Annotated in this window: 23 protein-coding genes; 11 read left to right on the top strand and 12 right to left on the bottom strand. The window is 71.1% G+C overall.

Annotated features, from left to right (window positions below):
- Positions 1-33: 33 nt before the first annotated feature.
- The 4 genes from ACFYT4_RS16390 (at position 34) to ACFYT4_RS16375 (ending at position 2,867) form a co-directional block, all read left to right on the top strand.
- Positions 34-336 carry a hypothetical protein gene (locus tag ACFYT4_RS16390; protein ID WP_389268864.1) on the top strand — a complete coding sequence of 101 codons (303 nt, stop codon included), beginning with the start codon at positions 34-36 and terminating at the stop codon, positions 334-336.
- Positions 329-1,564: a hypothetical protein gene (locus tag ACFYT4_RS16385; protein ID WP_389268862.1), complete on the top strand. Its 1,236-nt coding sequence runs from the start codon at positions 329-331 to the stop codon at positions 1,562-1,564. The genes ACFYT4_RS16390 and ACFYT4_RS16385 overlap by 8 nt, the downstream gene beginning before the upstream one ends.
- 20 nt (positions 1,565-1,584) lie before the next feature.
- A complete protein-coding gene (locus ACFYT4_RS16380) occupies positions 1,585-2,262 on the top strand; it encodes a hypothetical protein (protein WP_389268860.1) in 678 nt (225 codons plus the stop codon).
- Positions 2,263-2,405: 143 nt separating this feature from the next.
- Positions 2,406-2,867: a hypothetical protein gene (locus tag ACFYT4_RS16375; RefSeq protein ID WP_389268858.1), complete on the top strand. Its 462-nt coding sequence runs from the start codon at positions 2,406-2,408 to the stop codon at positions 2,865-2,867.
- Positions 2,868-2,878: 11 nt separating this feature from the next.
- Here ACFYT4_RS16375 and ACFYT4_RS16370 read toward each other — a convergent pair whose 3' ends face one another.
- The 3 genes from ACFYT4_RS16370 to ACFYT4_RS16360 all read right to left on the bottom strand — a co-directional run bounded on the left by ACFYT4_RS16370 (position 2,879) and on the right by ACFYT4_RS16360 (position 5,219).
- On the bottom strand, positions 2,879-3,121 hold the full coding sequence (locus ACFYT4_RS16370) for a WhiB family transcriptional regulator (protein ID WP_389268856.1): 243 nt from the start codon (positions 3,119-3,121) through the stop codon (positions 2,879-2,881).
- Between the two features lie 78 nt (positions 3,122-3,199).
- Positions 3,200-3,991 carry a VOC family protein gene (locus tag ACFYT4_RS16365; RefSeq protein ID WP_389268854.1) on the bottom strand — a complete coding sequence of 264 codons (792 nt, stop codon included), beginning with the start codon at positions 3,989-3,991 and terminating at the stop codon, positions 3,200-3,202.
- Positions 3,992-4,160: 169 nt separating this feature from the next.
- The gene (locus ACFYT4_RS16360) at positions 4,161-5,219 is read right to left on the bottom strand and encodes a multicopper oxidase domain-containing protein (RefSeq protein WP_389268852.1); all 1,059 of its coding nucleotides are present in this window, start codon (positions 5,217-5,219) and stop codon (positions 4,161-4,163) included.
- A gap of 195 nt (positions 5,220-5,414) precedes the next feature.
- On the opposite strand from ACFYT4_RS16360, the gene ACFYT4_RS16355 reads away from it, so the two are divergent.
- Complete coding sequence (locus ACFYT4_RS16355; protein WP_389268850.1) at positions 5,415-7,901, top strand: ThuA domain-containing protein; 2,487 nt, start codon at positions 5,415-5,417, stop codon at positions 7,899-7,901.
- 65 nt (positions 7,902-7,966) lie between these two features.
- Entirely contained in the window at positions 7,967-10,198 is a 2,232-nt protein-coding gene (locus ACFYT4_RS16350) for an OmpL47-type beta-barrel domain-containing protein (protein WP_389268958.1), read from the top strand.
- Between the two features lie 225 nt (positions 10,199-10,423).
- Here ACFYT4_RS16350 and ligD read toward each other — a convergent pair whose 3' ends face one another.
- A complete protein-coding gene (gene ligD, locus ACFYT4_RS16345; RefSeq protein ID WP_389268848.1) occupies positions 10,424-11,443 on the bottom strand; it encodes a non-homologous end-joining DNA ligase in 1,020 nt (339 codons plus the stop codon).
- Between the two features lie 52 nt (positions 11,444-11,495).
- Between ligD and ACFYT4_RS16340 the strand changes: the two genes are divergently transcribed.
- Together ACFYT4_RS16340 and ACFYT4_RS16335 are read left to right on the top strand one after the other, a co-directional pair.
- Positions 11,496-12,566, top strand: a complete 1,071-nt coding sequence (locus ACFYT4_RS16340; RefSeq protein ID WP_389268846.1) for an ATP-dependent DNA ligase — start codon at positions 11,496-11,498, stop codon at positions 12,564-12,566.
- 958 nt (positions 12,567-13,524) lie between these two features.
- On the top strand, positions 13,525-13,782 hold the full coding sequence (locus ACFYT4_RS16335) for a hypothetical protein (protein ID WP_389268844.1): 258 nt from the start codon (positions 13,525-13,527) through the stop codon (positions 13,780-13,782).
- A 34-nt stretch (positions 13,783-13,816) separates the two neighbouring features.
- Here the strand turns inward: ACFYT4_RS16335 and ACFYT4_RS16330 are convergent, their stop codons facing one another.
- The 8 genes from ACFYT4_RS16330 to ACFYT4_RS16295 all read right to left on the bottom strand — a co-directional run bounded on the left by ACFYT4_RS16330 (position 13,817) and on the right by ACFYT4_RS16295 (position 23,072).
- Complete coding sequence (locus tag ACFYT4_RS16330) at positions 13,817-14,251, bottom strand: YchJ family protein (protein WP_389268842.1); 435 nt, start codon at positions 14,249-14,251, stop codon at positions 13,817-13,819.
- A 407-nt stretch (positions 14,252-14,658) separates the two neighbouring features.
- Positions 14,659-16,284 (bottom strand): hypothetical protein, encoded by a 1,626-nt coding sequence (locus tag ACFYT4_RS16325; RefSeq protein ID WP_389268840.1) that lies wholly within the window; start codon positions 16,282-16,284, stop codon positions 14,659-14,661.
- Positions 16,285-16,342: 58 nt separating this feature from the next.
- Positions 16,343-17,986: an NACHT domain-containing protein gene (locus ACFYT4_RS16320; protein ID WP_389268838.1), complete on the bottom strand. Its 1,644-nt coding sequence runs from the start codon at positions 17,984-17,986 to the stop codon at positions 16,343-16,345.
- 352 nt (positions 17,987-18,338) lie between these two features.
- The gene (locus ACFYT4_RS16315) at positions 18,339-18,893 is read right to left on the bottom strand and encodes a flavoprotein (RefSeq protein WP_389268836.1); all 555 of its coding nucleotides are present in this window, start codon (positions 18,891-18,893) and stop codon (positions 18,339-18,341) included.
- Positions 18,886-19,716 carry an isochorismatase family protein gene (locus tag ACFYT4_RS16310; RefSeq protein WP_389268834.1) on the bottom strand — a complete coding sequence of 277 codons (831 nt, stop codon included), beginning with the start codon at positions 19,714-19,716 and terminating at the stop codon, positions 18,886-18,888. Before ACFYT4_RS16310 ends, ACFYT4_RS16315 begins: the two co-directional genes overlap by 8 nt.
- Positions 19,717-19,724: 8 nt before the next feature.
- Positions 19,725-21,071: an erythromycin esterase family protein gene (locus ACFYT4_RS16305; RefSeq protein WP_389268832.1), complete on the bottom strand. Its 1,347-nt coding sequence runs from the start codon at positions 21,069-21,071 to the stop codon at positions 19,725-19,727.
- Between the two features lie 903 nt (positions 21,072-21,974).
- The gene (locus tag ACFYT4_RS16300; RefSeq protein WP_389268830.1) at positions 21,975-22,211 is read right to left on the bottom strand and encodes a DUF397 domain-containing protein; all 237 of its coding nucleotides are present in this window, start codon (positions 22,209-22,211) and stop codon (positions 21,975-21,977) included.
- Entirely contained in the window at positions 22,212-23,072 is an 861-nt protein-coding gene (locus ACFYT4_RS16295) for a helix-turn-helix domain-containing protein (protein ID WP_389268828.1), read from the bottom strand. It abuts the gene before it with no gap.
- A 125-nt stretch (positions 23,073-23,197) separates the two neighbouring features.
- Between ACFYT4_RS16295 and ACFYT4_RS16290 the strand changes: the two genes are divergently transcribed.
- From ACFYT4_RS16290 to ACFYT4_RS16280, 3 genes are all read left to right on the top strand, one after another.
- Positions 23,198-23,689: an ATP-binding protein gene (locus ACFYT4_RS16290; protein ID WP_389268826.1), complete on the top strand. Its 492-nt coding sequence runs from the start codon at positions 23,198-23,200 to the stop codon at positions 23,687-23,689.
- On the top strand, positions 23,683-24,093 hold the full coding sequence (locus ACFYT4_RS16285; RefSeq protein ID WP_389268824.1) for a hypothetical protein: 411 nt from the start codon (positions 23,683-23,685) through the stop codon (positions 24,091-24,093). The genes ACFYT4_RS16290 and ACFYT4_RS16285 overlap by 7 nt, the downstream gene beginning before the upstream one ends.
- Positions 24,094-24,165: 72 nt before the next feature.
- Positions 24,166-24,459 carry a hypothetical protein gene (locus ACFYT4_RS16280; RefSeq protein ID WP_389268822.1) on the top strand — a complete coding sequence of 98 codons (294 nt, stop codon included), beginning with the start codon at positions 24,166-24,168 and terminating at the stop codon, positions 24,457-24,459.
- The last annotated feature ends 102 nt before the right edge of the window (positions 24,460-24,561 follow it).

Genomic DNA, 24,561 nt, shown 5'->3' with positions numbered 1-24,561 from the left:
GATCCGCGCGGTGTTCTGCCAGGGTGGTCCGCCATGGATCGCGATCTCCGGGTGGACACCGATCAGCTGGGCCGCTTCTCCCGCGCCCTGAACCGCTCCCTGACCTCCCTCAGCGAGGCGAGACACGCCCTGGCGCACATCCGCGCCGACCAGTTGGGCACCAAGGAACTCGACGCGGCCTGCGACGGCTTCCAGCGGCGGTGGAAGTACGGCGCGGACCAGCTCCGGGACTCGATCGCCTCGGTACGGGACGGGGTGACGCTCAGCCACAAGGGCTACGTCCAGGTCGACACCGCGATCGAGGCGGCGTTCCGGGCGGTGGCCCCGCGTGGCTGAGTATCCGCATCTCGGGTGGGACCCCGCTCCCGGCAGCCCCGGCGCCGTCTCCGCGCTCCGGACCCGGCTCACCACGTCCGCGACCGCCCTCTCCACGGCGTACCGGCTGATCGACAACCTCCTCGGCGAGAGCGCGTACTGGCACGGCGAGGCAGCCGACGCGTTCCGCTCCGCGCTGGACGGGGATCTGCCCCGCTACCTCCGCAACGCGCACCGCTCGGTGTCGAAGGCGGCGTCCCGGCTGGGCCGCTGGCACGACGACCTGGTCGGCTACCAGTCCACCGCGGCGCGCTACGAGTCCCAGGCCCGCGCGGACCACACGACCCTCACCCGGGCCGAGTCCCGCGAGGCCCGCCTCCGGGCCGCGCCCGACACCCCCGAGGCGGAGCTGCGCGCCGCGGCCACCGCGGTGATCAACGCGCGTGAGGCACTGGAGTCGGTCCGCCGGCTGGCCCGCGAACTGGAGGAAACCCACCGCGCCGAGGCGGCCCGCATCGCCAAGTCCCTCAACGAGGCGACGAGGGGCTTGGCCCCGAGGGAGCCGGGGATTCTGGACAAGGCCCTCAAGTGGATCGACGAGGACCTTGGTGACCTGTTGTCCGACGTATCTGCCGTCGCAGGGTTCCTGGCCCTGGTGATCGGCCCCTTCTGCGGGCCGGTCGGCCTGGCCCTGTTGTTCGTGGCCACCGGCGCCAGCATGGGGGCGCTTGCCCTCCACATGACCGATCCGAAGATCCACAGATCACTGAAGGACGGCTTCACCAAGGGGCAGCTAGACAGCGATTTCTGGGGCAGCGCCGTCACCCTGACGGGCGACGCTCTCGGCTCCGTGCCCGGCGTGGCGGCCATCGCTCAGGGAACCAAGTCCGCTTCGGCGGCCGTTCACGCCGCGGACGCCCTCACCGGCCCCGGGACACTCGCCGCCGTGCAGGCAGGATCATCGGGCTTCAAAAGCGGGGCGGTCACCGCGATGGACGAGATGCGTCAGGTGGAGAATCCGCTGACCAGCTGGGCACTGCACCGGACTCCCGATCTCGTGCAGAAGTCGGTGAAGTACGCGCTGCCGGGATCCGGAGCTGTAACAGCCGGCACTCACTACGGCCCGTGGAGCGACAACGAGTCGGTTTCGGAGGGAGCAACAGCTGTCGACGGCACCCGAGCGGTGGTCGACGACGGCCCCGGCTCTGCGGCAAAGGCAGCCCGCGTTTGGGTGTCGATCACCCAGTGAGCGCGAATGTGAGGAGTTCCATGACCACCACATCCGCCCCACCTGTGTGGTTCCGGCTGCCGCCCGGATACCACTCACTCGACGGGATCGACCTCGCCGAATTCGAGCAGTCGGTCTCGGCTGTTCTGATGCCGATGCTGGAAGGAACCGAGTTACGCGGCCAGGCCCTCCGCGATGCCCACACCCTCGTGGACTTGTTCGCAGCCTTGCGGGAGAGCGAGAACGTCCATACCTCCGTCGGTGTCCACCCAGAAGGCGACAACGGCAGCTGCGTGTCGTTCTTTTCTCTGTCGGTGACCGAGATCGCCTCGCGGACAGCCGCACTCGCGGTGGCACAGTGCGCACTCGCCCAGGCCAACTCCCCTCGCTGGAGCACCAACACAGGTCGGCTGCTGAAGCTGCCGGGAGACGTGCCGGCTGCACTCGTGGCGGGCACGCTGATGCCGCCTTCTCCGGGCTCACTGGAGGAAAGAGGCGTCACAGCACCGCCTGTTGAGGTCTTCCAAGCACGACTGACCGTGCCCTGCCCGACCAATGTCCACGTCGTCGTGGCCGACCTCACAAGCGCGGCTACCCGGCACGCGGAGGCGTACTCATCCATCCTCGAAGGCATCGCCCGGACCATGAGCTTCATCGATCCGGTGGAGTCGGCCGGACCCGTGCGACGGCCTTCGCGCATCCTGGAGCTGTTTTCATGACACCGGCACAGGCTTCACCACCCCCGGACGAACAGGCGCTGCATCACCCACCCACGGCACAGGGACTCCGGCTTCTCATCGTCAAACGAAGGCTTTGGCTGTTCGCGGTGGTACTCGTGGGTGCGATTTCCATCCTCCTGGCCATGGCCCAATCCCGATCACAAATGGCCGGGCTCCTGCTGATCAACGCGGTCTGCTACCCGCCATGCCTCTTGGCCGCGGGGCTGGCCCTTCGCCGCACCAAGCGACTGACCAAGGTGCTGGAGACCTATCCGTGGCGTGCGTACCCCTGTGCCTACCCGCGTCGCTCGCTGGAGAGCCCCAAGTCCATCGAAATCAGGTTCACGCACGCGTACATGCCCGTGCTGCGTATCACCTGGTACTCCGGCAACCTCGCGCGGAAGCGGAACCCCTCCCCCCAAACGATCTGGTTCGCCGGTGACCCCCGGTACGGGGGTGTCGTGTCACCCGTCGGCGGGCACTTCCCCGTCCGTGTGGTGCCCGAGGCTTCGGCGCAGGCCGTATCCGGGGGCGGGACGGAAGAAGCCGACGTGCTCGCCGAGCGGGCCGGGCTCGTGACGGGCGGGAGGATGCATACGACATGAAGCGGTCCGCGTCACCCCCGGCTGCGCTTCAGCCGGTGCCGCTCCTGTTCCGAGAGGCCGCCCCACACCCCGAACTTCTCATCGTTCGCCAGCGCGTACTCCAGGCACGCCACCCGCCCCTCGCACGCCCTGCACAGCTGCTTCGCCTCCTGGGTGGAGGAGCCGGGGGCCGGGAAGAAGAAGGCCGGGCCCGTCTGTGCGCACAGTGCCGTCTCCTGCCAGGAGAGCTCGTCACCGGTGGTGTTGATCAGCATGCCCCAGAGACTTCCGGAGGCCGATAAACACCGGCTCAATGAAGCATCAACATACGCGGGCCGGGGAAAGGGGCCGGGTCAGGTGGCCGGGGCGACTCCCGTCATGATGGCGAACGTGGCGCCCTCGGGGTCCGCGAGTTTGGCGAAGCGGCCCACGCCCTCCATGTCGACGGGCGGCATCCGGACCTTGCCGCCGAGGTCGGCGGCCCTCGCGGCGGTGGCGTCGCAGTCGGCGACCGCGAAGTAGGGGAGCCAGTGCGGGGCGTCCTCCAGGGGGTCCGTCGACAGAGGGACGATGCCGCCGAACATCGCGTCGGCGCCCGCGCCGAAGGGGTGGACCATCGTGTACTCGCCGGAGCCGTCGGGGAAGGGCATCGACGTGGTCTCCCAGCCGAAGACGCTCTCGTAGAAGCCGAGGGCCGCGTCCGGGTCCTCGGTGTACAGCTCAAGCCAGCACACTGAGTTGGGGACGTCGACGACGTCGAGGCCCTTGTTGCTGCCCGGCTGCCACAGGGAGAAGGAGACACCGGAGGGGTCGGCGAAGACGGCCATGCGGCCCAGGTCGAGGACGTCCATCGGTTCGGCGAGTACGGTGCCCCCACCGCTGCGGACCGCTTCGGCGGCGGCGTCCGCGTCGGGTGACTGGAAATAGACGTTCCACGCGGGCGGGCCCTGCTCCGGGGGGACGGCCATACCGCCCGCCACGGTTCCGCCGTCGAGCTGGAACATTCCGTAGCCGCCGGCCTCGGGGCCGGCCGACTGGTAGGTCCAGCCGAAGACGCCGCCGTAGAAGGTCTTCGCGGCCTCGATGTCGGGGGTGCCCAGATCGATCCAGTTCGGGGAGCCGGTGACATAACGGGTGGTGAGCATGGTGCGCTCCTTGGGTGGGGAGTCCCGTGTCGTCTTTCGGTCCCGAGTCTGCTACCGATCACCGGCACCCGCATCTTCCCGCGTCGGGGCCGTCGGGCGGCCCCGGGGACGGGAACCGGCGCGGGTGGATCCTCCTCGGTGACCAGGAGGATCCACCCGCGCCGGGAGACTAGTGCCCCTCGTGTCCAGCCGCCTCCGGCTTCGCGCCCGTGCCGCCGGTGCCCGCGCCCGCCTTCGGTTTGGGCTGCGCGTCCGCCGTCTTCGGGTGGTGCGGCTCGTATCCCGGGATCGTGCCGTCCGCCTTCGCCACCAGGAACAGCCCGGCCATCCCCATGTCCGAGTGGCTCTGGACATGGCAGTGGTACATCCACGCCCCCGGGCCCACGCCCTCGCCCGCGATGATCTGGAAGCCGAAGGAGTCCGCGGGGCCGGTGATCTTGTTGTCGATCACCCGGCTGACGTCGTTCGGGCCGGAGAGCAGGCCGGTCCGGTTGTCGGCCCAGCGGTGACCGTGCATATGGAACGTGTGGTAGAACTCACCGTGCGTGATCATGATGATCTCGACGCGGTCGCCGATCGTGGCCCGGAAGTCGGGGCTCGCGCTGCCGGGCTTGTTGTTGATGGTCATGTCGTTGAAGACGATGGTGAACTGCTTGTCCGGGAGGATGTCGCCCTTGCGCCGGACGACCAGCGGACCGTAGAGGCCCTTGCGGATGCCCCCGGTGCCGTGGTCCGTGCCCACCACATGGTCGTGGTAGTGCCAGTAGCCCGCGCTTCCGGCCCGCCAGGTGCCGTCCGCCCTTCTGCCCGGGGCGTGGGTGCGCCAGGTGTACGTACGGGTGCCGCCGGGCTCGACATGGCTCCTGCTGAGCTTGGTGCCGTCGTTGTTGATGTCGTAGTTCACGCCGTGGACATGGAGGCTGACGGGCACGTCCATGGTGTTCTCGAACTCGATGTGGAGGGTGTCGCCCTCGACCAGCTCGATGAGCGGGCCGGGTATGGACGCCTTGCCCTTCTCCAGGCCGTAGCCCATCTGACCGTCCGCCAGTTTCTCGGCGTAGAGCTTCATATGGCGCACCTGGCCGCCCGCGGGGGCGGTCTTCGGCGGTGTGACCGCGAGGGGCGGGCCGGCCACCGCGGGGCCCGAAGAGAGAGACAACGATGTCACACCGGTGGCCGCGACCGCGCCCCCTGCCAGCAGCCGTCGGTTGAAACTCCGTCTGTCCATGCCGAACTCTCCACTCTCTTCCGGAGATTGACGGGGCACGTGTCACCCCGGGGACGGCCATACGGTAGCCCGAGGAACCTCGTTTTTCCACACTCAGGACAAAGTTCGTTCTTTTGTGGTCATACCTATTGGCGAACCGCGAAAAGAGGTCTAGCTTCCATTGTTGTTTGTGACCACAGAGGGGTGGGTGACCACATGCAGCGCGCACCACATCACAGGTCCAGATCTCGAAGAAGAGGTCTGGCCGCGACACTTGGGGTCGGCGCACTGACCGTGTCCCTGCTCGGCGGGGCGAATTCCGCTTCGGCCGGGTCGCCGCCACCGGAGCCGGGGGCGACAACGTTGTCCCTTCCGTCTCCGCCGGGTGGCAAGAACGTCAGGGTCCTCGTCTTCCACGGCTCGGCCACCGCCGAGTCCCCGCTCGTGAACGCCGGTATCCAGGCCATCGAGACCATCGGGCTGACCGGGCCGACGAGCGGCCGTTTCGCGACCGAAGCCACCGACGACGCGTCGGTGTTCACCGATGCCAGGCAGCTCGGGAAGTACAACGCGGTCGTCTTCCTGACCGGCGGCGGCGATGTCCTCGACCCGGAGCAGGAGGCCGGGCTGGAGCAGTACATGGAGGCGGGCGGCGGCTTCGTCGGTGTCCATGACGCGGCGCGGACGGAGCCGTACTCCGACTGGTTCAGCGGGCTGATCGGCGCCCGCCCGACCGGCGCGCCGAGTTCGGTGCAGCGTGCCGTGATCGAGGTGGGCGACCGTCAGCATCCGGCCACCAAGTCCCTGCCGCTCCAATGGAAGCGCCCGGACAAATGGTTCAACTGGGCGGTGAACCCCTCGGGTAGCGTGCACACGGTGGCGCGGCTCAAGGAGACCTCGTACAAGCCGGTGGCCGGCCCCAACGGATGGGACAAGCCCATCTCCTGGTGCCGTGACTACGACGGCGGACGCTCCTTCTACACCGGTATGGGCGGTACGGTCGACAGCTTCTCGGAGACCGACTTCCGCGACCATCTGCGGGGCGCGCTCGCCTGGACGAGCCGAATCTCGCGGGCCGACTGCAAGGCCACCATCGACGCCAACTACACGGCCGAGCGGGTCACCCAGCCCAACCAGCCGGGCCAGAACGACCAGATCGGCGAGCCGCACGGACTGGTCACGGCCCCCGACGGCCGGGTGTTCTACATCGGCCGGGGCGGCGCCGACAACACCAAGCCCGTGGTCAAGGACTGGAACGACCCGAACGTCGGCAAGGGCAACGGCGAAGTCCATGTCTTCGACCCGAAGACGAAGAAGGTCTCGCTCGCCGGGGCGCTCAGCGTGTTCGGCAACAAGGGCGGCGGCGACGAGCTGACCAAGAACGAGGAGGGCCTGCTCGGCATCGAGCTGGACCCCGCGTTCCAGTCCAACGGCTGGGTCTATCTGCACTACACACCGCACTCCCAGATCAACCGGGAGACGCGGATCGGCGACCGCCGGGTCTCCCGCTTCACCTTCAACTTCACCACCAACAAGCTCAATCTGGCGAGCGAGAAGGTGCTGCTGAACTGGCCGGTGCAGATCCACAGCTGCTGCCACTCGGGCGGCGGGATGGCGTGGGACTCGAAGGGGAACCTCTACATCGCCACCGGTGACAACAACTCCTCCGGCTTCAGCGGTGGCTACTCGGGCAACAACCCGCAGCCCAACTACAAGGGCGTCTCGTTCGCCGACGCGCGCCGCACGGCCGGCAACACCAACAACCTCAACGGCAAGATCCTGCGGATCAAGCCCACGAGGAGCGGCTCCTACACGATCCCCGAGGGCAACCTCTTCACGGGTGAGGAGCCGGACGAGGGCGGCGGCAAGACCAGGGGCGAGATCTATGTGATGGGTGTCCGCAACCCGGCGCGCATCTCCGTCGACAAGAAGACCGACACGCTGTACGCGGGCTGGGTCGGCCCGGACGCCGGTTCGCCCTCCACCACCTGGGGCCCGGCCAAGTACGACACCTTCGCCGCCATCACCAAGGCCGGCAACCACGGCTGGCCGTACTGCATGGGCAACAACCAGCCCTACCGGGACCGCGGTCTCGCCGACCCGAGCAAGCCGCTCGGCTGGTACAACTGCGCGGCTCCCAAGAACGAGTCGCCGAACAACGACGGTCTGGTGAATCTGCCGCCCGTCACCCCGAACACCATCTGGTACTCGCCCCAGGGCGGCGGCCCCGACTTCCCGCGGGACGCGAGCGGGCTGCCCAGCTACAAGCTGGAGGAGCAGAAGCTGCTGATGCCGTGGCTCAAGGGCGGCGGCCAGGCGACCATGAACGGCCCGGTGTACCGCTTCGACGCGGCGAGCACCTCCGCCACCAAGTGGCCCTCGTACTGGGACGGCAAGTGGTTCGTCGGTGACTTCTACGACGGCGAGCAGCCGCGCCACGCGGTGCTGACCGATCCCAAGACGGTCGGCAAGGGCGGGATCCCGGTGCACGCCGAGTCCCTGAAGAAGATCATCCCGGTCGGGAACAACGGCATCCGCAACCTGATGGACTGGAGGTTCGCGCCCGACGGCTCGCTCTACGTCCTCGACTACGGGCGCGGGTTCTTCACCTCGGACTCCCGGTCGGCGCTGTGGCACATCACGTACAAGGGCGGCGAGGCAACGCCGTCCGCCGACCAGCTGGCACGGAAGGCGGCGCAGTGAGACTCGTCGGACACAGAAAGCGCAAGTCAGCGGGCCTGTGGACGGCTCTGCTGGCCTCCCTCGCCATGGTCGTCGGGCTGATGTCCGTGGCGGCGTACGGACAGAACGGCGCGGACAAGGGCAGCCGCAAGGGCGCCGCCGGGGCCGCGACCGCGGCCAAGGCGAGCACGGCGGGGGTCCCGGTCAACCGGACCCCGGCCGCGGCTGCCGAGCAGACGCTGACCTGGACGGCCGGGGACGCGTTCGACCGCTATCTCTCCTTCCCCACCACGGCGAAGGAGGGCAGGACGACGATCGTCTTCGAGAACAGCCGGGCGACCGGCAACACCACCGGCATGCCGCACACGTTGACCTTTGACCTGTCGGACCCGGAGTACAACCACGACGTACCGCTGAACATCCTCGCCAACCCCGGTGACGACAAGGGCGGCAAGCACTCCGTCGAGGTCACGCTGACCCCGGGCCGGTACCGGTTCTACTGCACCATCCCCGGTCACGGGCAGATGCAGGGCATCCTGACCGTCACCGAGAACGGCGGCGAGGACACCACCGCGCCCGCCACCGACGCCAAGGTCGAGGGCGACAAGAACGCCGACGGCGCGTACGTCGGTGTGGCGACCGTGACGGTCTCCGCGACCGACGAGGGCTCCGGTGTGGAGAAGACGGAGTACGCGGTCGGGACCGACGGGCCCTGGCAGGCGTACACGGCGCCGATCGTGGTCAACCAGGTCGGTGCGCACAAGATCCGCTACCGGGCCACCGACAAGGCCGGGAACACGTCGGCGGAGAAGACGGCCGACTTCCGGGTCGTGGCCCCGCCCACCGACGACAAGACGCCGCCGGAGACCTCGGCGACCGTCAGCGGTGAGCGCAACGACCAGGGCCAGTACCTGGACATGGCCACGGTGACCGTGACCGCGTCCGACACGGGCTCGGGCGTCAACTCCATCGAGTACGCCATCGGCGCGAGCGGCTCCTGGCAGCCGTACACCGCTCCGGTGATGGTCCATCAGGTCGGCACTCACAAGGTGCGTTACCGGGCCACCGACAAGGCGGGCAACGCGGCGGCGGAGAAGTCCGTGGACTTCACCGTGGTCCAGACGCCGGCGCCCGACACGACCCCGCCGGTGACGGGGGCCGAGGTCGCCGGTCAGCGGAACTCCGACGGCGCCTACATCACCAGCGCCAAGGTGACCGTGAACGCGACCGACGTCGACGGCTCCGGGATCGACAAGGTCGAGTACTCGCTCGACGGCGGTGCCTACCTCGCGTACACCGCGCCCGTGATCGTCGACCGGGTGGGCTTCCACACGGTGCTGTACCGGGCGACGGACAAGGCGGGCAACACCTCGCAGGCCCAGAAGGTGACCTTCACGGTCGCGGAGGGCGGCGGGGTCCCGGCGCCGAGCTGCCCCGAGTGGGACGAGCGGCTCACCGTGATCGTCGGCACCGTCGACACGGGTGTGCCCAACCGGATGACCCGCAGCCGGTGCACCGTCAACGAGCTGATCGAGGACGAGAAGTCCTGGTCGTCGCACGCGCTGTTCCTCAAGCACGTGGACACGGTCCTCGACAGGCTCCTCGCGGACGGCGTGATCGATCTGCGCGAGCACAAGAAGATCTACGCCGCCGGCAAGCAGTCCGGCATCGGCAAGCCCGGCCAGAACACCGGCTACCGCGACATCTTCGACGGCACGAAGTCGTCGTTCGACAAGTGGCAGCACGTGGGCGGCGGCTCGTTCGGCCTCAACGAGGACGGGACGATGACCAGCGGCACCACCAAGGGCGGGCTCGGCATGCTCTGGTTCCCGAAGCAGTACGGGGACTTCTCGCTGAAGCTCCAGTGGCGGGACGACGCGCCCGGCACCGGCAACGCCAACAGCGGTGTCTTCGTCCGCTTCCCGTACGTCCACGACAACCCGGAGGAGCCTCGTCCGGAGTGGGTCGCCATCAAGTACGGCCACGAGGTCCAGGTCCTGGACCGGCCCGACGGCGACATGTACAAGACCGGTTCGATCTACGGCTTCGACCGCGTCGGTCTCGCGGGCGCCGGGGTGACCCCGAAGGGCACCTGGAACGACTACGAGATCCGGGTGATCGGCCAGACGTACTCGGTGTACCGCAACGGTGTGCTGATCAACCAGTTCGAGAACACGGCCGGCCAGACGTTCACCCCGCCGCGCGGCGACGACGTCGGCACGGACGGCCGGCGGTACGCGCTGGGCTACATCGGGCTCCAGGTCCACGGCACCACGGATGTGGTCTCGTACCGCAACATCCGGGTCCAGGAGCTGTGATCCGGGAGGTGACGAGCAGGAACCCGTGAATCCGGGACCGGTGATCCGGACCCGGGGGTGACAAGGCCCGTGAGGGCACGGCGGTCCCCTCCCCGCACAGGGGGAGGGGACCGCTGCGCGCCGTACGGGTACCGGGGTCGACGCCGGGCGCTGTCCGGGGCCGCCCGGTGTGCCGCCGCCCGGGGCCCGGGCCCGCCGTGCCCGCGCCGGAGCGGGACGCGCGCGCTACTCGGCCGCCGGCGCCTTCCTGGCACGGCTGGGCTGGACCCGCTTCGGCTCCCCCGGCATCTTCGGGTACTCCGGCGGATACGGCAGATCGCCGAGCCCGTGCTCCGCCTCGTCCCGGCGGGCCACCTCCAGCAGGGACTCCAGGCTGAACCGGCGGTCGTCCATGTCGGCGTGTACGTCGCCCACCTCGGCGTAGCGCGCGGGCATGGTCCTGATGTCGAAGTCCTCCGGGCGGGCGTCGTCGATCTCCTCCCAGCGCAGGGGCGCGGAGACCGGCGCGTTCGGCCGGGGGCGTACGGAGTAGGCGGAGGCGATCGTGCGGTCACGGGCCGTCTGGTTGTAGTCCACGAAGATCCGCTCGCCGCGCTCCTCCTTCCACCACTTGATGGTGACCCGGTCGGGCATCCGGGCCTCCAGTAGTCTGCCGCAGGCGATCGCGGCCCGTCTGACCTGCACAAACGTCCAGCGTGGCTCGATGGGGACAAACACGTGGAGACCGCGTCCGCCGGAGGTCTTGGGCCAGCCCCGCAGTCCCACCCCATCGAGGACGTCCCGCAGCTCATGGGCGGCGCGCACGGCGTCCGCGTAGTCGGTGCCGGGCTGGGGGTCCAGATCGATACGGAGTTCGTCGGGGTGGTCGGTGTCGTCGCGGCGCACGGGCCAGGGGTGGAAGGTGACGGCGCCCAGATTGGCGGCCCAGATCACGGCCGCCGGCTCGGTCGGGCACATCTCGTCGGCGGACCGTCCGCTGGGAAAGGTGATGTGGGCCGTCGGGATCCAATCCGGGAGGTACTTCGGGGCACGCTTCTGAAAGAACGATTCGCCCGTCACCCCTTCGGGGTAGCGCTCCAGGGTGGTGGGGCGGTCGCGCAGCGCGCGGGTGATCCCGTCGCCGACGGCCAGGTAGTAGCGGACCATGTCCAGCTTGGTGTAGCCGGGCTCAGGAAAGTAGATCTTGTCGGGGCTGGAGACGCGCACCGTGCGCTCCCCCACTTCCAGTTCCACCGCTCGGGCCATGTCGGTCAGCGTAAGTCGTGCCGACATTCCTCGCATATCGGACAATCACTCTATGGATCTCCCGGTGATGCCCCCCGTGAAGCCGATGCTCGCCAAGTCCGTGAAGAACATCCCGCCCGATATGCAGTACGAGGCCAAGTGGGACGGCTTCCGGGCGATCGTCCACCGGGACGGCGACGAGGTGGTGATCGGCTCCCGCACCGGCAAGCCCCTCACGCGCTACTTTCCCGAGCTGGTCGCCGAGCTGGCCGCCAGTCTGCCCGAGCGCTGTGTCGTCGACGGCGAGATCGTCATCGTCCACGAGGGGCGGCTGGACTTCGACCGGCTCACCGAGCGCATCCACCCGGCCGACTCACGGGTGCGGATGCTCGCCGAGCAGACCCCGGCGAGCTTCGTCGCCTTCGATCTGCTGGCGCTCGGCGACCGGGCGCTGCTGGACACCCCCCTGAGCGAGCGGCGGGAACTGCTCACCGAGGCGATGCGCGGCGCCCGGCCGCCCGTGCATCTCGCGCCCGCCACCACCGACCCGGAGGTGGCGCGGACCTGGTTCGAGCAGTACGAGGGCGCCGGGCTCGACGGTGTCGTCGCCAAGCCGCTCACGCTGCCCTACCGGCCGGACGCCCGGCTGATGTACAAGATCAAGCACGAGCGGACGGCGGATGTCGTCGTGGCCGGATACCGCTTCCACAAGAGCGGGCCCGTGGTGGGTTCGCTGCTGCTGGGCCTGTACGACGACTCGGGCGCCCTCCAGCACGTCGGTGTGTGCGCCGCCTTCTCGATGAAGCGGCGTGAGGAGCTGGTCGGGGAGCTGGAGCCGCTGCGGCCCCGGTCCACCGCCGACCACCCCTGGGCCGCGTGGGCGGACGAGAGCGCCCACGAGACCTCCCGGCTGCCGGGCGCGGTGAGCCGCTGGACGGGCAAGAAGGATCTGTCGTGGGTGGCGCTGCGGCCCGAGCGGGTCATCGAGGTCGCCTACGACCACATGGAGGGCACCCGGTTCCGGCACACGGCCCAGTTCCGCCGTTGGCGGCCGGACCGCGAACCCGCCGACTGCACCTATGCCCAGCTGGAGGAGCCGGTGGGCTACGACCTCTCCCAGGTGCTGTCCTCGCCGGGGAACTAGGGCGTTTCTGATGGGTCGGGCTGGGTCAGTGAGCGGGGTCTGGTGCCGTGGATCGCAAGGCGGAGGATGGGGGTACCTCCCGGGCGGAGCTCCGGGGGAGAGCCACTGCGGTGGGGGTACCCCCGTGCCCGCAGGGCACAGGGGGCCATGGGCGACCGACGACAACGCGGCGTGGGGTACCTCCCGGGCCGCCAGGCCCAGGGGGAGCGCGGTGCCAGGGCACGCGAGCCCAGCAAGACCCATCAGAACCGCCCTCATCCGGGTCCGCGCTTTGAGCCGCCCGCTCCGACGTGCGTACGGGCTCCTCCGGCCCGGTGCCGTACGGCCTCCGGCGCAACGGCCGGGGTTGTGGGCGGGGTTCACCGGGCGGGGTTCCGGGCGTGTCCGTCGGCCCGGCTGCCCGGATCGGCACGTGCGGCGGCCCGGGCGGCGCGTGGACGCACGTCCCGCCCCCGGGCAACCCCCGGGCCGCATCGGCGACTTGGCGGACGATCACCGCGGCGGCCGGTGACGGAGTACCGTCGGCCCCGCCCCTCGTTGATCGATTCGGGTGCATGCTCCACCTTGTCGTAAGGTGTGTCGCCGGTACTGCCGGTGGCCGAGAGCCGGGCGGGCCGGACAGTGCGCACCTCCCGTACGACCCCGTGGTCCGGTCGCCTCGACCGGGGCGCGGCCGTCGGGGTCACCGCGCTGTTCCGCCGCCTCCGGTTCCTCGTGCGCACCCCGGCCGGCTTCCGCTCGCGGTGCGCGGGCGGGGAGCCGACGGGCCGGCGATCCGGTTCATGGCGTGCGGGTCGGTGCATCCGCGCACGATGGGCGTCAGCGGGCGGCCACGATGGTTGCCCCACCGAGACATCCCCGCCGGCGAACGCGGAAACCCGTCCGCTACGTATGGAGGGGTGGGCACCACCGGGACCCGCCGGCGGCCCGAGCGAGCAGAAGAGAAGGACAGGACACCGTGACCGCGTCACCCCTCATCCCCGTGCCGATCCCCGACCGTGTGGCCGCGCTGATCGGATCCTGTATGCCGGTCCACGTCCTCCAGGCCGAGATCGAGGCGGACGGAGCCGCACGCGAGGTGAACCGCTTCCGCGGCCCGCTGTGCCCCGAGGACCGGGCCGACCGGGAGCACGCGCTGTCGGTGCTGGCACGGGCCAACAAGGTGCTGGCGGCCTACAACCCCCGCCTGGTGATCCTGCCGAACCGCGCGTACTGAGCGGGCGGGGTCCCGCGTCGTGCGGGCGCCCGGCTCACTCGACGAACGTCCCGTCCACATAGACCCACCGGCCGTCCAGCCGCTCGAAGGTGCTGCGCTCGTGGAGCTCGCCGCGCTTGCCGTGGTGCCGGTAGCGCGCGCGGAAGGTCACGGTGCCCTTCGAGTGGAACGGGCTGCCGTCCGTGGCCTCGATGATCTCCAGGCCCGACCAGTGCACGGCCGGATCGAGCTCCAGCCGCTCGGGCCTGGTCGCGGGGTGCCAGGTCCGCAGGAGATACGCCGCGTCCTTGGCCACGAACGCGCTGTAGCGCGAACGCATCAGCAGTTCTGCGGTGGGGGCGGCGGCCTCACCCGTGTGGAACCGGCCGCAGCACTCGGCATACCCGGCGGGCAGCCCGCACGGGCAGGGCGATGCGGCGGTGGGCGCGGGGGCTGAGCTGCGCCAGGGTCGTGGGGTGCGTCGTGCCATACCCCCATGTTCGGCGATCCCCGGCCGTGGAACGAATGCGGCCCCCGTTGTACGGCCGGGGTGCCGCCCGGGGCGTCGGCGGCCGTGCCCGCCAGCGGACCCCGCCCGGTCCCGTCGCCACGCCCGCGCGGGCCGAGCGTGGACTCCGGTCGCAGGGGTACGAGCGCGGGTCCCCGTGTCCGGGAACCGGCTGGAGCAGGCCCCGAGCCCGGTCCGGGCGCGGTCCCGGGAAGCCCGAGCCGGACGTCCGAGCGCGGCAGGTCCGGGCGGGGTGCCGGGGAGCCCGAGCAGGGGTCGACAGGTCCGGGCGGGGTCCCGGGAGCCCGGGCCGGGAGTCCGGGCGCGGCCCGGCCGGCCCGGCCCCCGCTCTCACGGACCGGGGCGGGCTCCCGAGTGCGCGGCCGTCGTCACAGCGGCCTCTCGTCCAGGGCCTCCCGCACACGGGCGAGGAGGCCGGACGGCACCCCGCCGGGTTCTCCGCCCGGCCCGTACACGAGGTCCTCGTCCGAAGGACGCGCCGCCACCTGGAGGACCGCCGGGCGGAGCAGGCGCTCCCAGGGGGTGTCCAGCCCGTCCCACCACAGGGTCAGCAGCCGTGCGGGAGCCCCCGCCGCCAGATCGAACGAGGTGTCGTGCACACACGACCCCGCCACCGCGCTCCCCTCGTCCCGCCGCAGCGCCGCGAGCGCCGCCCGCGTCCTCAGTTCCAGGCATTCAGGATCCAGCAGCCGGACGTCCGGTGCGTTCAGCACCATGGCCACCGCCTCCGCCGGGAGCCGGGGCGCGTCGGTCACCAGCTGCCCGAGGACCAGCCGGGTCACCTGCTGGAGGGTGCCCGCGTCGAAGCCGCTCCACGGGGCGAGGAACGCGGCACAGTGCTCGTACAGCTCGACGAGTTCCTGCTCGGGGGCCCCGAGGCCGCCCGCGAGCCACAGCGACGTCAGGGCGTGCGCCATCGAGGTCGCCCCGGCGGATGTGCGGATGAAGCCGGTGACGGCGGAGGGCAGCCGGCTGAGGAAGGGGTCGACGGTGTGCAGCACGATGGAGTCGTTGGTGCCGCCCGAGACGGACATCTTGTGCCGGAGCTGTTCCGGGTCCGAGCGGACCCAGCCGAGCGGCCCGCCCCCGTGGTCCTCCGCCGGTCTCCTGCCGTACAGCCAGAAGACGTCCATCGGCTCGGGAGGGGGCAGCAGGCCCCTCAGCGGACGGATGTGGAGATCCTGGAGGCCGCCCGCGCCCCAGATCTGTCGGACGCCGAGCGCCAGGGCGAAGTCCGTCCACTCCGCCTCCCGGAAGGCGGCCCGCCACAGCAGTACCCGCCGGTTCCAGAGCGCGGCGGGCTTCTCCACACCGGGGAACAGCTCGCTCGCCCTGACTCCCCCGGTGATCCGGACGGTGAGCATCAGCAGATTCGCCGAGTAGAGGCCGTGCCGCGACGAGGTGGCCCGGACGGCGGGCCGGTAGTCGGTGTAGCGGTGCTCGGTGCGGTTGCGGTGCTCGGCCATGACGGTGAGCAGCAGTTCGCCGAGCCGTTCGCGGTCGCCCGGCGGGATGCGGCTGATCCGGGCCCCGGCGAAGCGGAGGATCTGCCGGGACGACAGGGTGGCGTACGACAGCAGTACGTACAGCAGATCGTCGTCGACGCACGACCGGCCGACGGCGAGCGCGGGGCGCTGGTCGAGCAGCCCCTCCAGGAGCTGTACGGAGAGCCGCGCGACCAGGTACTCGCCGAAGGTGGCGTGGAGGAACTCGAAGGTGGCCAGCCTCTGTTCGTCGCGGACGGCCTGGGCGCGCTGGACGAAGAAGAACCGTCCGAGCGCGATCTCCCCCTGGCCGAGAGAGGCGCGGAAGCCGTCCCGGGCGCCCTCCGAAGGTCCCAGCAGAGCGGTCAGGTCCCGCTCGGCCTCGGCGGCGGTGAGCCACTGGCGCCGCCGGTTGAGCATGCCGAAGGAGATCAGGGAGAGGCGCTGCAGTTCCTGTTCGGCGCGGTGTGCCAGCTCCCGGTCGGTCGTGTCGGTGGCCGACTTGCGCACCTCGCGGGTGGCGAAGGAGACCAGCAGTTCCTCGTACAGCTCCGCCTCGTCGAGCGGTTCACCGGCTCCGGCTCCGCGCTGGAGGCCGTTCTCGGCGCCGTCGTACAGGGGCGAGCATCATCAGCAGCAGCGGCTGGGAGGCCAGGGCCGGGTGCCGTGCGGCGACGGCGGCCGGCAGCGGGTGGAGTCCGCGCCCGGTGAGATAGGGCTCGTTGAGCCGGTTCCACAGGGCGAGCCAGCGTTCGATCTGCGGTTCGCTGAAGGGTTCCAGGCGCAGGGCCACCGAGCCTTCCGGGTAGCGGGCGCGGTCCGCGACGGCCGTTCTGCTGGTGACGATGGCGAACAGCGGACGGCCCTGGTCCGCCTCGCGCTGCTGGAAGCGGGCGACGCGCACCAGGAAGTCGGACCGGCTGACACCGGTGGCCTGGAGGAGTTCGTCGAAGCCGTCGAAGAGCAGCACGGGGACGGCCCCGCCGGACGCCCGCACCAGCTCGGGCCAGGAGGTGCGCTCACCGGTCGCCGCCCGGACCGCGTACTCGATCTGGTCCTGGATGTCGGCGTCGGCGGGCACCTCGCGCAGGACGATCCGCACGGGCAGATATCCGGCCGACGGGAGCCGGGCGGCCAGGATCTTGGTGAGCACCGACTTTCCCGCGCCGGGGTGGCCGAGGACCGCGAGCGGCGCGCCGGTCGAGACGATGCCGGTGAGGACTCCCGCGAGGTATTCGGTGAGATCGGACCGTACGGGGACCTCCGCCCACCAGTCCTCGTCCCCCGGACCCCGGGGTCCCGCCCCGGTCTCGCGGACCCGGAAGCCGGGGTCGACGTACCCCTCGTCGAGGGTGGGCAGGCGCATGCCCGCGGGCGCCTCCCCCTCGGAGAGGATCGGCCTGGTGAGCGCCGCGCGGTAGCCGGTGGCGAGGGCGTCGGCGGTGTGGCGGAGCGCGCCCGGGGCGCTCAGTCCGGCGAGCGCGGTCTCGATGCCGGTGAGGGCCCGCCGGACGGCGACCCGGGTGGCCTGGTGCTCGATCTGCCCGCTCCAGAACCCGAACTCGGGTACGTCCTGCGCGAGTTGGGAGTACAGCTCCTGATAGCGCTCGACGGCGGCCTGGAACGGGCGCGGGGTGGCGAACCGGCCGAGGGCCGCTTCGCGCCGGGTGTCGTCGAGCCGGTCCCAGAGGGCGAGACCCCGGACGAACACCATCAGCTCGCTCCAGCAGCGGGCGAACCACGGCCGGAGGGCGTCCAGGACCTCCTCGTACGGCAGATGGGGTGCGGGCTGCGGCACCTCGGTGGCGAGCAGCGCCCGGAGCAGGTCCCGCCCGGGGGCGGGACCCCCGGCGATGGCGACCTGGTCACGGCCCGTCAGCTCCAGTTCCTCCAGCCGGAACGGCAGTTCGGCCTCGGCCAGGGCTTCGAAGAACGCGGTGACCACGAGCACCGTATGGGCCGCCGCGATCCGTTCGGTGCGGGTCGCGCGGTCGGCGCCCGCCGGATCGCCGGTGAGGCCGGCGGTGAGATCCCGCCCGAGCCGCAGCACCCCCCGCTGTGCGTCGAACACGCTCAGCACCGCGTCGCTGACTCCGCCCGTGGCCATCGACAGGGCCCCGCCGAGCACGCGGTCGGCGGCCGCGAGACCCTCGCTGTCACCCGTCAGAATCGCCACCGCGTCGCGGTAGCCGAGCAGCCGTCGTCCCCGCACCGAACCCCCCGAACTCCCCTGATCCGTATCACCGTTCCCTGTCCGGTGTACCACGCGGATCACCGGTACGGGGCCGGAGCGGCGGTTGCCGGGCGTGGCCGGGCCTCGGCGCTCCTCCGCACGGCTCGTCCCGGTGGACCGGACCGTGCCGCCCCGGCGTGCCCGGGAGGCACACCCCTGGGAACGGCCGGTCGACCGGTGCGACCGGGCGGGGGCTCGGGGGGGTACGGGGTTCGGCGCGGTGCCTTCCGGCCGGGCCGCTGTACGCCCGCGTCAGCGCCAATCCCCCGCGGCCCCGGGCGCGGTGCCGGAGACCACCGTGCCCTCCGGGGGCAGGACCTGCGGATGCGGTCTACGGGGGCGGGGGTCGCCGCGCCCTGTGCGGCTCCAGCAACTCCAGGGCCTCCTCCCACCGGAAGCGGGCGAGCCGGCCGTGCTCGTCCGGGTCGTGGGACTCGTACGCGCCGAAGAGCACCCCCATCGCCCGCAGCCGCCGCAGACTCTCCCGGTAGGCGGGATGCGCGGCCATCGCCGCGTTCGGGCACGGGAGTACGGCGGTGGGGACACCGGTGCCGTGGGCCTCGCACAGGATGCCCAGCGCGAGGGTGTCCGCGATCCCGGCCGCCCACTTGTTGATGGTGTTGAAGGTGGCCGGGGCGACCGCGATGGCGTCCGGCGGCGGCAGCGGGCGGGGCTCGCCCGGTCTGCGCCAGGCCGAGCGGACCGGGTGGCCCGTGCGGGCCTCCACGGCCGGCACGTCGAGGAAGCCGAGGCCCTGGGGGGTGGCGACGACACCGACGTCCCAGCCCCGTTCCCGGGCCGCCGTGATGAGATCGCCGACCCCGGCGGCGACGGAGGCCGCGCAGACGACGATGTACAGGAAGGGGCGCGGGCCCGGCTCATCCATCCGCGGCTCCGGGGACAGCCGTGAAGCGGACCGCGTCGGCCGAGCCGACGAACTCCGGGTCGGAGCCGAGGGCGTGCTCGGCGACCCGCGACACGACGGAGGCCGGGATGTCGTCCAGGCCGTAGGTGCCATGGGCGTCCCGCGGCAGGACGACCTCGATGCCCCGGTCCATCGCGCCGCGCGCCGTCGCGCTCACGCACATCTCCGAGAGCACCCCGGCGATCACCACCCGCCGTACGCCGCGCCCCGCCAGCAGCTCACCGAGCCGCGTCCCCTCGAAGCCGTTGTCGCCGTCCTTGCGGACGACGAACTCCCGAGGCGACTCCCGTACGGGGAAGTACAGTTCCCACCCCGGTTTTCCGGGCTCGTCCACCGCTCCCGCCTCGCCGCCGTTCCGCAGATGAACCACCAGGGCCCCCGCCGTCCGCGCCCGGTCGAGCAGGGTCGTCAGCCGGCCGACGAGCCGGTCCGCGTCCGGTACGGCGTCGGGCCCGGTCAGAAACGCGGTCTGCGCGTCCACGACGATCAGCGCGGGCGCGGCGGTCACCGCCCGGCGCGGGGGTACGGAGACCCAGACCCCGTCCCGTACATGTCCACCGCCGGGCGCGTCACCGGCCGCCGGGCCGGACACGGCCCCGGATCCGGTCCCGGCCGCGGTTGCGGGCCCGGCCGCGACGTCGGACGCGGACGCGGTCGTCGGCTCGGACGCGGTCGTCGGCTCGGACGCGGTCGTCGGCTCGGACGCGGTCGTCGGCTCGGACGCGGTCGTCGGCTCGGAAGGCTCCTGCACGGGTACCACCTCGTGGATCGACGGTCTGCTCACGGTAGGGCTCATCGGGTGAGGGGCCGGGAGGGCGTCGAGACCGCCACATAGGCCAGGCCGTCGAACTCGTCGCCCGGTACGGTCGGGCTGAAGTTCAACCGGTAGACCCAGCGCGGCACATGGGCGCCGAAGGTCCTCGTCACATGGCTCCCGCTCACCCACCGGCGCACGGGCTCCGGGCCGTGTGCCGCCGCCCGCAGATCCACCAGGTGGTCACCGGGACGCGCCGCGGCGAGCCGGGCCTCGACGGACGCGGGGACGGGAGGGCCGATGCGGTTCCCGGTCACGGTTCGCACAGCGGGCCGCGCCCAGGGGACGGGCAGGACGCGGCCCGCGCGGAAGGCTCCCCGGCCGAAGAGCAGGCCGAGTGCGTAGTACGCGTCGCCGTGGCGGGCGCTCAGGTGCCGCCCGGCCGCCGGTACTCCGCCGCCGTAACGGCCCCTGCTGATGTGACCGTTGTGCGCCCAGAACACGATCCGGGCCCGGGGGTCGCTCCCGACGAGTTCCGTGACGGCCTCGGCCATGTAGCGGTCGCGGGCCGCGAAGACGGTCCGGTCCGGATCGGCGTGCCGCCGGGGGCGGGTGACCAGATCGGCGGCCCGTACGAGGATGCGGGCGTGCCGGATCGCCTCGGCGGCCTCACCCCTCCGGGGCTCGTCGGCGCTCTCCCGGCGGGACCCGTCCGCTTGCCGCAGCGGCTCGTCCCGGTCCCGTGGCGGCCCGTCGGCTTCCTGCCGTGGCGTTTGCGCCTGCGGTCCGCCCAGGGACTCCAGCAGATCCCGTGCGTCGGCCGTCAGGCGTTCCCGCAGATCCGGACGCGATCCCGGCTGGGCCTCGGCGAGCGGCCCCAGCCGGTCGCGCAGCCACGTCACCCGGTCCGGCGCGGTCCCGCGCAGATATGCGTCGAGGGCCTCGATCGAGTCTCCGCACCGCTGGGGGTCGACGCCCACGAAACGTATCCTCCGGGCTTCCGGCCGCCCCCGGTTGTAGGCCCGCATCCACTCGATCATCGCGAGCACCTCGTGCGTACGCCAGGTCCAGAAACCCAGCCCCGTCAGCACGCGTACCGCGTCCCCGGTGCCATGGCGTACATAGGCGTCCACCGCGGCTCCCGCCGAGGCGCTCGCCTCCATCGCGAGGGTGGTGAAGCCCAGTTCGGTGACCAGGAACTCCAGCAGCCGGTGCTTCAGCCGGAAGAACTCGCCGGTGCCGTGCGTGGACTCCCCCAGTCCCACGATCCGGACACCGTCGAGGATGTCCCTGAGCGGCTGGAGGTCGTCCGTGGGCGCGCCCGCCGAGAGGGTGGTCAGCGGCAGCGCGTTCCGCGCCAGCCAGTCCGTAACGTCGGTCGTCATCACTCCCCGTGTCCTCCCCGGTGCCCTCCGCCGATCACCGGTTCCGAGCGTACCCGGAGCACACCGTTCGGCGGCTGCGGACGAACGCGTCGACGGCCGCGTCCGTCTCCCCGGTGCGCGCCCGGGCGACACCCACCCGGCTGGGGCCGATCCCGTCACCGGCCGGTGGACGACGTCCGGGCGCCGGTCGCCGAAGCGGGCCGTGGCCTCGGGGGTGAGGCTGATGCCCCGGCCCTGGGCGATCGCGTTCAGCCACTCGTCGGGGTTGTGGGCGACCGCGGTTCGATCCGTACGGGACGGCCCTCGCGCTCCTCGGTGGCCGGCCGGTCGTCGCGCGCCGACCAGCATCGGGCTCGACGCCTCTGTGCGCAACGCGGCCGTCGAGCTGCCCCGGGGAGTACGGGTGAACGCCGTCAGCCCGGCTGGGTCAGGAAGACGCTGCTGGTCATGCTCGGTGGGGACTGCGTTCGGGGCACGCCCGCGAGCGATGCCGCCCGCGCGTATGCCGGCCTGGCGACGGGAAACGTCACCGGTCAGACCGTCGTCCCCACCGCTCGCGTGTGACGCACCGCGGCCCGTCCGTGACGGTCCGAGGTGGCACCGGGACGCACCGCTGCCGGACGGTGACGCACCGTGGCGAGGTCGCGAGGTCCCGAAGACCCGGAGGTACGGGAACCCCCGCGCGATCCGGCGGCCAGGAGGTCCGGGAACGACAACGGCGTGCGGGTGAGCAGGCCCGCACGCCGTTTCTTCTGTTGGCTCCCGTATCGGGAGATCGAGCGGCCGGTGGGTAACGGACCGACGGACAATCGGGTGGCCAAGGCGTCGATGGACATCACAACTATGCAGGTCGGAGCAGCCGGGGCGGCCGGACCGAGCGGGTGGACCGGGTACCGCGCGCGGTCAGGTGAGCAGGAAGTCCGCCTTCCCCGACTTGGCTCCCTGGATGAACGCGGCGATCTCCCCGGGGGTGTAGATCAGAGCGGGCCCGTCCGGATCGGCCGACTGGCGCACGGCCACCCGCCCGTCAGCGAGCTTCATGGTCTCGAAGCAGTTGCCGCCGTTTCCGCCGCTCCACGGCTTGTGCCAGCCCACATCGCCCAGCTCGGTGGCCGGCATGCCGTTGTATATGTGGTCCATTCACAGCTCCTTGCGGAGATCTTTGAGGATCTCCTTCGTGCGTTGTGCAGTCGCGGCCTGAGCCGCCATGCGGTCCAGGACCTCCAGATGCGAGGCGACCTCGGGGCGTGCGTCGAGGTAGACGGCGCCGCTGAGGTACTCGCTGTAGACCATGTCCGGGAGCTCGGGGACTGCGAACCGGAACAGCACGAACGGCCCATAGGTACCGGGGTGATGTCCGGACGCGAACTCCGCGATCTGCAAGGTGACATGGGGCAGCTGGGCGCCTTCGAGCAGCCGGTCGATCTGGGCTCGCATGACCCCCGGACCGCCGACGGGTCTGCGGAACACCGTCTCGTCCATGATCACCCACAGCTTGGGTGCGTCGGGTTTGGTGAGAAGGGACTGCCGCTGCATCCGCAGCGCCACATGGCGCTCGATGTCCTCGGGATCGGTCTGCCCGACGGCACCGCTGACCATGATCGCCCGCGCGTACTCCTCCGTCTGCAGCAGACCGGGCACGAAGTGCGGCTCGTAGGCACGGATGAGGCTCGCCGCACCCTCCAGGCTGACATACATGCTGAACCAGCCCGGCAGGACATCGTGGAACCGCTGCCACCAGCCCGGCTTGTTCGCCTCTTCCGCCAGCTCGATGAAGCCGCGGGCCTCCTCCTCACTGATTCCGTACGCCTCCAGCAGGAGCTGGACGTAAGGAATCTTCAGCGCGACCTCGGCGGTCTCCATCCGGCGAATGGTGCCCGCGGCGACGCGGAGGACCTTGGCGGCTTCCTCGCGCTTGAGCCCGGCACGCTCCCGCAGATCCTGCAAGCGCTTGCCGAGGACGACCTGACCCACGGTGGGGGCGGACCGCGGTTCACTCACTTCGAGACCTCCCCACGTGCTGATGCGAGCAGTGTGCCACGCAGTCAGTGTCGCTGAATATGCCCACTCTGAAAATTTCACAGTGGGCCTTGCCAAGTTGTCCATTCCAGCGCGACAGTGGACGAGTGAACCACGACACGCGCCACGCCCCACTCTTGGATCCGTGCTCGGAGGCCGACCACCACCGGTACGGCTTCGAGCTGCCGGCGCGCGTCGAATATGTGTCCCGGGCACGTAAACTCACCCGCGACCGCCTGCGGTGCTGGGGCATAGGGGGGGACGTCCACGACACGGCGCTGCTGGTCATGTCCGAGCTGGTCACCAACGCGGTCGTGCACAGCGGCAGCCACCAGGTCGTCTGCGAGCTGCTCAACGGCGTCGAACATCTGCGCGTCAGCGTGCGGGACCAGGGCTGCGCGCCCACGGGCCCGCATGTGTGCCACTCCGTGGCCGCGGAGGAACGGGGACGCGGGCTGCTGCTGGTGGAGGCCGTCTCCAGCTCCTGGGGAGCGCACGCCACCCAGCACGGCACCGGCCGGATCGTCTGGGCGGAGCTGCGGCACACGGAGATTCCGTACGGCGTGGACTTTCCCCGGGGAAACGAGGGGCCGTGCTGAAGCATCTGGCGACGCGCCTGAGGGGCGGACGCCACAGCGGCAGAAACGGACTCGTCCGGCTCGACCTGCCCTCCACGATCGTGCCCGTCCTGGGCTGCGACGCGGTGGGCGTGCCCGCGCGGTACGGCTTCCGGCTGCTGGGGCGGCTGCCGCGCAACGGCTGCGTCTTCGCCGACACCGACTGGTGGTGGTGGATCGTCCCGTCCGGCTCCGACCAGGACCTGATGTGGCCGCTCCCCTCCCACTACGCCAAAGGAGCGTATGTACCCGCCGTGAACCCCCGGCTGATCCGCTGGCCGGACGACAACAGTCCCTACACACCACCCATCCCTCTCTATCTGAACGCGTGCCAGCTGACCGGGACCGCTCCTCTGTGGACGGTCGGGGTCGGCGGACATGCGTAGACCCGGCGAATGAAGACGGTGGATCTCGCTCCCGGCCACCCCGGCAGGGGCCCGGCGGATAGGCTTCCGTGCATGTCGGAAGCCAATTCGAGCCCGGAACGGCAGGGGCTCACACCACGCCAGGCACGCCATGTCCGGATCGCTCTCTCCGCGGTGATCATGATCGCGGTGGGGCTGGCACTCGTCCTTCGGCTGGGCAGTACTCACTCGGTCCTCACCATGGGCTTCTACGGCATCGCGCTGATCTTCTCGGGCAGCGCGCTGGTACTCAGCAAGCAGGGGCGTACGAGAGTGGCGACCGTGGTCCTCGGCGCCGGCGTCGCTCTGGCGGTCGCCGCGGAGTGGGCCGTGGCCGCGCTGCGCTGAGCGGGGCGCGACGGGGGCCGGAGGGGGCACCAGGGGGACACAGAGCACACGGGGGAAATGGGGATGGGGGAGAGGTCCAGGTCCCCGCTCGGGGAAGGCGGG

The sequence above is a fragment of the Streptomyces sp. NPDC004609 genome, assembly GCF_042873655.1.
Taxonomy (GTDB): Bacteria; Actinomycetota; Actinomycetes; order Streptomycetales; family Streptomycetaceae; genus Streptomyces.
Note: the sequence above shows the minus strand (reverse complement) of the source record. Positions and strands in the feature narration are given on the sequence as shown.

Coding starts and splice junctions, on each gene's coding strand:
- ACFYT4_RS16390 (WP_389268864.1), top strand. CDS start 34: ATGGATCGCGATCTCCGGGTGGACACCGATCAGCTGGGCCGCTTCTCC.
- ACFYT4_RS16380 (WP_389268860.1), top strand. CDS start 1,585: ATGACCACCACATCCGCCCCACCTGTGTGGTTCCGGCTGCCGCCCGGA.
- ACFYT4_RS16375 (WP_389268858.1), top strand. CDS start 2,406: ATGGCCCAATCCCGATCACAAATGGCCGGGCTCCTGCTGATCAACGCG.
- ACFYT4_RS16370 (WP_389268856.1), bottom strand. CDS start 3,121: ATGCTGATCAACACCACCGGTGACGAGCTCTCCTGGCAGGAGACGGCA.
- ACFYT4_RS16365 (WP_389268854.1), bottom strand. CDS start 3,991: ATGCTCACCACCCGTTATGTCACCGGCTCCCCGAACTGGATCGATCTG.
- ACFYT4_RS16360 (WP_389268852.1), bottom strand. CDS start 5,219: ATGGACAGACGGAGTTTCAACCGACGGCTGCTGGCAGGGGGCGCGGTC.
- ACFYT4_RS16355 (WP_389268850.1), top strand. CDS start 5,415: ATGCAGCGCGCACCACATCACAGGTCCAGATCTCGAAGAAGAGGTCTG.
- ACFYT4_RS16350 (WP_389268958.1), top strand. CDS start 7,967: ATGGTCGTCGGGCTGATGTCCGTGGCGGCGTACGGACAGAACGGCGCG.
- ligD (WP_389268848.1), bottom strand. CDS start 11,443: ATGGCCCGAGCGGTGGAACTGGAAGTGGGGGAGCGCACGGTGCGCGTC.
- ACFYT4_RS16340 (WP_389268846.1), top strand. CDS start 11,496: ATGGATCTCCCGGTGATGCCCCCCGTGAAGCCGATGCTCGCCAAGTCC.
- ACFYT4_RS16330 (WP_389268842.1), bottom strand. CDS start 14,251: ATGGCACGACGCACCCCACGACCCTGGCGCAGCTCAGCCCCCGCGCCC.
- ACFYT4_RS16315 (WP_389268836.1), bottom strand. CDS start 18,893: ATGGATGAGCCGGGCCCGCGCCCCTTCCTGTACATCGTCGTCTGCGCG.
- ACFYT4_RS16305 (WP_389268832.1), bottom strand. CDS start 21,071: ATGACGACCGACGTTACGGACTGGCTGGCGCGGAACGCGCTGCCGCTG.
- ACFYT4_RS16300 (WP_389268830.1), bottom strand. CDS start 22,211: ATGGACCACATATACAACGGCATGCCGGCCACCGAGCTGGGCGATGTG.
- ACFYT4_RS16280 (WP_389268822.1), top strand. CDS start 24,166: ATGTCGGAAGCCAATTCGAGCCCGGAACGGCAGGGGCTCACACCACGC.